This is a genomic window from Streptomyces glaucescens, from assembly GCF_002154375.1.
In the GTDB taxonomy this organism is placed as follows: Bacteria; Actinomycetota; Actinomycetes; order Streptomycetales; family Streptomycetaceae; genus Streptomyces; species Streptomyces glaucescens.
The window spans coordinates 1-4844 of the sequence record NZ_MUND01000798.1; the positions used below are offsets into that span (position 1 = coordinate 1).

At 73.3% G+C, this 4844-nt stretch carries 7 protein-coding genes; 5 read left to right on the forward strand and 2 right to left on the reverse strand.

What is annotated here, in order from left to right; genetic code table 11:
• The first annotated feature begins 235 nt into the window (after positions 1-235).
• From CCN42_RS37420 to CCN42_RS37440, 5 genes are all read left to right on the forward strand, one after another.
• Positions 236-1048, forward strand: a complete 813-nt coding sequence (locus CCN42_RS37420) for an SAM-dependent methyltransferase (protein ID WP_086741730.1) — start codon at positions 236-238, stop codon at positions 1046-1048.
• Between the two features lie 93 nt (positions 1049-1141).
• Positions 1142-1669 carry an NUDIX hydrolase family protein gene (locus CCN42_RS37425; RefSeq protein WP_043505340.1) on the forward strand — a complete coding sequence of 176 codons (528 nt, stop codon included), beginning with the start codon at positions 1142-1144 and terminating at the stop codon, positions 1667-1669.
• Complete coding sequence (locus tag CCN42_RS37430) at positions 1666-2100, forward strand: (2Fe-2S) ferredoxin domain-containing protein (RefSeq protein WP_086741731.1); 435 nt, start codon at positions 1666-1668, stop codon at positions 2098-2100. Before CCN42_RS37425 ends, CCN42_RS37430 begins: the two co-directional genes overlap by 4 nt.
• Before the next feature lie 87 nt (positions 2101-2187).
• Positions 2188-2358: a 50S ribosomal protein L32 gene (rpmF, locus tag CCN42_RS37435; RefSeq protein WP_086173436.1), complete on the forward strand. Its 171-nt coding sequence runs from the start codon at positions 2188-2190 to the stop codon at positions 2356-2358.
• A 4-nt stretch (positions 2359-2362) separates the two neighbouring features.
• On the forward strand, positions 2363-3535 hold the full coding sequence (locus CCN42_RS37440; protein ID WP_086741732.1) for a GTP-binding protein: 1173 nt from the start codon (positions 2363-2365) through the stop codon (positions 3533-3535).
• 158 nt (positions 3536-3693) lie between these two features.
• Here CCN42_RS37440 and CCN42_RS37445 read toward each other — a convergent pair whose 3' ends face one another.
• Together CCN42_RS37445 and CCN42_RS37450 are read right to left on the reverse strand one after the other, a co-directional pair.
• Positions 3694-4266, reverse strand: a complete 573-nt coding sequence (locus tag CCN42_RS37445) for a sigma-70 family RNA polymerase sigma factor (protein WP_086741733.1) — start codon at positions 4264-4266, stop codon at positions 3694-3696.
• A gap of 102 nt (positions 4267-4368) precedes the next feature.
• The coding region (locus CCN42_RS37450; protein ID WP_086741734.1) for a hypothetical protein at positions 4369-4844 on the reverse strand (476 nt) is incomplete at its 5' end.

Consider the following 4844-nt stretch of genomic DNA (forward strand, 5'->3'; position numbering starts at 1 on the left):
GGGGAGGGGTGAGGGGGAGTACGGCATGTCCTGCTTCCTGCGACGGCGGCCCTTGGTCGTTCCGTGGACGACTGTCAACCCTACCCGGGGAACCTCACCCGCCCGGGTGAGCGTCCTCGTCCCCGGTGACCGGGCCCCACCGGCCGCTCCGCACGCTCCCGGGTTTCCCGGACGCGCTGATCATGAGCGGGGCACAATGGCGGGGACCGCGCTACGGGCGAGGAGAGGAAGCGACGTGAGCGAGGCCCCCACCCCTGCGGACAAAGCGGCACGCCTGAACACCGGCGTGGCGCACAACGCCCGGGTCTGGAACTACTGGATCGGCGGCAAGGACAACTACGAGGTCGACCACCGGGTCGGCGATCACGTGGCCTCGATGTTCCCGCTGATCCGGGACGTCGCCCGCGCGGACCGCGAGTTCCTGGGCCGGGCGGTGCGGTTCCTGGCCGGCGAGCGCGGGGTGCGGCAGTTCCTCGACATCGGCACCGGGCTGCCCACCGCGGAGAACACGCACGAGATCGCCCAGCGCGTCGCGCCCGACGCGCGGATCGTGTACGTCGACAACGACCCGATCGTGCTGATCCACGCCCGCACCCTGCTGACCGGCACCAGCGCCGGCGTCACCGACTACATCGACGCCGACGTGCACGACCCGGACGTCATCCTGGAGCGCGCCGCCCGCACCCTGGACCTGACCCGGCCGGTCGCGGTGATGATGCTCGGCATCCTCAACTTCGTGCTCGACACCGGGAAGGCGCGCGAGATCGCGCACCGGGTGATGGCGGCCGTCCCCTCGGGCAGTTTCCTGGTGCTGACCCACCCGACCTTCGAGCCGGAGCTGGGCGGCGAGGGCCAGATCCCGGCGATGAAGTTCTGGAACGAGAACGCCACCCCGCCGATCACCGCCCGCGGCCGGGCCGACATCGCCGCGTTCTTCGAGGGGCTGGACCTGCTGGAGCCGGGGCTGGTCTCCTGCGCACAGTGGCGCCCGGACGTGCCGGACCCCGTCGTGGTCCCGCAGTTCGGCGCCGTCGCCGTGAAGCCCTGACCACCGCCGCGACGACGGCCGCGGAGCGGCCGGACGCGTGCGCCGAAACGGTTTTCCGACGCCACCTGAAAGTATGATCAAGCAATGTCTGACATGACCGAAACCACGCCCGGTTGGCTGACACCCGACGAACTCGAACTGGCCCGCGCCCGCATGCCGATCCTGTACGTCGAGGCCGTGCCGGTCCGCGTGGACGACAGCGGCGAGGTCACCAGCATCGGCCTGCTGCTGCGCATCGGCCCGGACGGCACGGTCAGCCGCACCCTGGTCTCCGGCCGGGTGCTGCACCACGAACGGGTCCGGGACGCCCTGCTGCGTCACCTGGAGAAGGACCTCGGTCCGGTCGCCCTCCCCCGGGTCCCGGCCTCGCTCCAGCCCTTCACGGTCGCCGAGTACTTCCCGACCCAGGGCATCACCCCGTTCCACGACCCCCGCCAGCACGCGGTGTCCCTCGCCTACATCGTCCCGGTCACCGGCGACTGCCGGCCCCGGCAGGACGCGCTGGACCTGGTCTGGTTCAGCCCCCAGGAGGCGGCCTCGGAGGCGGTGCGGAGCGAGATGCCGGGCGGTCACGGCGTTCTGCTCAAGCAGGCCCTCGCCCACGTGGGCCTGGCGATTTGAGCGCCCCCGGCACCTCCGCCGCCCTCCGGTTCACGCCCCGGCCCTGCACCCTCGTGGTGTGCCGGGGCTGCTGCTGCGGCAACCCGCGCAAGCACCCCGGCACCGATCACGTCTGGCAGCTGGACCGGCTGCGGGCCGCCGCGGCGGACTCCGGCGGCCGGTTCACCGTTCGTACGACGGACTGCCTGGGCCCGTGCGACCAGGCGAACGTCATCGTCGTACAGCCCTCCAGCGCGGGCCGGCGGGCCGGGGGGCGCGCGGTCTGGGTGGGCTTCGCGATGGACGACGACGCCACCGAGGAGCTGCTGGAGTGGGCGGCGGCGGGCGGTCCCGGGGTGGCCGAGCCGCCGGTGACGCTGGAGCTGCAGTTCATTCCGGCTCCCCGGGAGGGGAAGGTCCGCCGGGAGGGAAAGGGGCGTCGCCGCCGTTGAGGCCCGGCCACCGGCCAAGGGCTTTTTCGTAATGGGATCCATTTTCATGTAGCGTGCTGCCTGGTTCACCACCCAGGAAGGACTCCCATGGCCGTTCCCAAGCGGAAGATGTCCCGCAGCAACACCCGCCACCGCCGCGCCCAGTGGAAGGCGAGCACGCCGAACCTGGTACCCGTGACCGTCGACGGCGTCCGCCACCTCGTACCGCAGCACCTGGTCAGGGCGTACGAGCGCGGACTGCTGCGCCCCGAGGGCTGACGCGATGCCGTACGGCCGACTGCCCGTCACCGTGCTGTCCGGGTTCCTCGGGGCGGGCAAGACGACTCTGCTCAACCACGTCCTCGGCAACCGCGAGGGCCTGCGCGTCGCCGTGATCGTCAACGACATGAGCGAGATCAACATCGACGCGGCGCTGGTCCGCGGCGGCGGGGCCGCGCTGTCGCGGACCGAGGAGCGGCTGGTCGAGATGACCAACGGCTGCATCTGCTGCACGCTCCGGGACGACCTGCTGGAAGAGGTCGACCGGCTCGCCCGCGAGGGCCGCTTCGACCACCTGCTGATCGAGTCGTCCGGCATCTCCGAGCCCATGCCGGTGGCCGCCACCTTCGCCTTCGCCCGCGACGACGGCGCCACCCTCGGGGATCTGGCCCGGCTGGACACCATGGTCACCGTGGTCGACGCGGCGAACTTCCAGGCGGAGCTGGCGAGCGGCGACGAACTGGCCGAGCGGGGCCTGGCTCCGTACGAGGACGACGAGCGCACGGTCAGCGATCTGCTCATCGACCAGGTGGAGTTCGCCGACGTGCTGGTGCTGAACAAGCTCGACCTGGTGGACGACGCCACCGCCGCCCGGCTGCGCGCGACCCTCGCCCGGCTGAACCCGGCGGCCCGGATCGTCCCCGCCACCCACGGGCGGGTCGGCCTCCGGCAGGTGCTGGACACCGGCCTGTTCGACCTGGACCGCGCCCAGCAGGCGCCCGGCTGGGTCCGCGAACTCAACGGCGACCATGTGCCGGAGACCGAGGAGTACGGCATCTCCTCGACCGTGTTCCGCTCCGAACGGCTCTTCCACCCCGGGCGGTTGTGGACCTTCGTCACCGAGCGGATGGACGGCGGCGCTCTCGGGCGGGTCCTGCGCTCCAAGGGGTTCTTCACCCTGGCCACCCGGTCCCGGGTGACAGGCCTGTGGTCGCAGGCGGGCTCGGTCGCCCGCTTCGAGCCGTCCGCGGCCCGCGACCCCGAGGCGCCGCACGCGCAGGAACTGGTCTTCATCGGCACCGAGCTGGACGCGCCGGCCCTGCACGCGGAGCTGTCCGCCTGCCTGCTGGCCCCCGGCGAACCGCTGCCCGCCGACGACCCGTTCCCCGCCTGGGCGGCCCACGGCGTCGACGAGGCGTGCGCCGTCGACCACCCCGAGCCCGTCGGCGGGCCCTGAGACTCCGGGCCGGGCGGCGGACGCAGCCACGGCGCCGCCCGGCCCGGCCACGCGTGAACGGCGGCACCCGCCGGCTTCGACCTCCGGCACTGCGAGGACCGCTGCCGCTCCGGAACGAGGGAGGGCGCCCCAGGCCCGGGGGCGCCCTCCCTTCCGGTTCAGGCCGCCGCCGCCAGCAGGTCGATCAGCGTCGCACGGGCCCGGGCGACCCGGGACCGCAGGGTGCCGACCGGGCAGCCGCCGATCCGGGCGGCCTCCGCGTACGGCAGCCCGAGCAGCTGGGTGAGGACGAACGCCTCCCGGCGCTCGTCGGGCAGCGCCGCCAGCAGATCCAGCAGGGCGACCCCGTCGTCGAATCCGGGCAGACCGTGCGGCTGCGCCCGCTCCACGGCCAGCCGCCAGTCCGCGCTGTCGCACGACCGCGGCCGGGTGCCGGCGTATCGATAGCTGTCGACGACCGCCCGGCGGGCGATGGCCAGCAGCCAGGAGCGCGCCGAGGAACGCCCCTCGAAGCGGTGCAGGCTGCCGAGCGCCCGCAGGAAGGTGTCCTGCGCCAGATCGTCGACCGCCTGCGGATCGGCGCAGAGGTGGGCGACGTACCGCAGGACGTCGTGGTGCAGGGCGCGGACGAACCGCTCGACGGCGTCCGGGTCGCCGCCCCGGGCGGCGAGCGCCCAGGCGGTTATCGACTCGTCGGCGCGTTCGGGTACGGGTGTGGCGGAAGTGATCACCTGGTGTCCTTCTCGTCAACGGGAAGCGGCCGTACGGCCCTGCTCGGGCGTACGGCCGGGGCCACGAGGCGCACACGGGCGGCCTCGGGAATCCGGCTGTCGTCAGGCGACAGCGGTCCCCGGCGGCGGACCCCGTGAGGTGATCGCGTGGACGAGAAGGAGCCCGCTCGGCGTCCGGTGCGAGCGGCGTCGCCGTACGCGCGGGCGCGGCGGCGGCGCCACGACGAGCGGAGCGAGCGGCAGCCGCAGCGGCGCCGCGAGCCAGCCGGCCACCGCGCGCAGGATGCGGAAGGCGGCACGTTCGCCGTGTGCGAGCCACAGACCGCACAGCAGGGCGGCCAGCAGGTGCGCGGCGAGCATGCCGGACGACGAGGAACCGGACAGGACCGGCCCCGCCGCAGAATGTCCGGTCCGACCCGGATCGACCATATGGCCCGCATGAGCCATGTGGGCCATGTGGTTCGCGTAGGCCAGGTGGGCGGTGTGCCCGAGGTCGGGGGTGCCCGACTGGGCGAACGAGAACGCCGAGTGCAGGGCCGTCTGCGCGGCGACCACGACGGCCGTGATCAGCGGCAGCC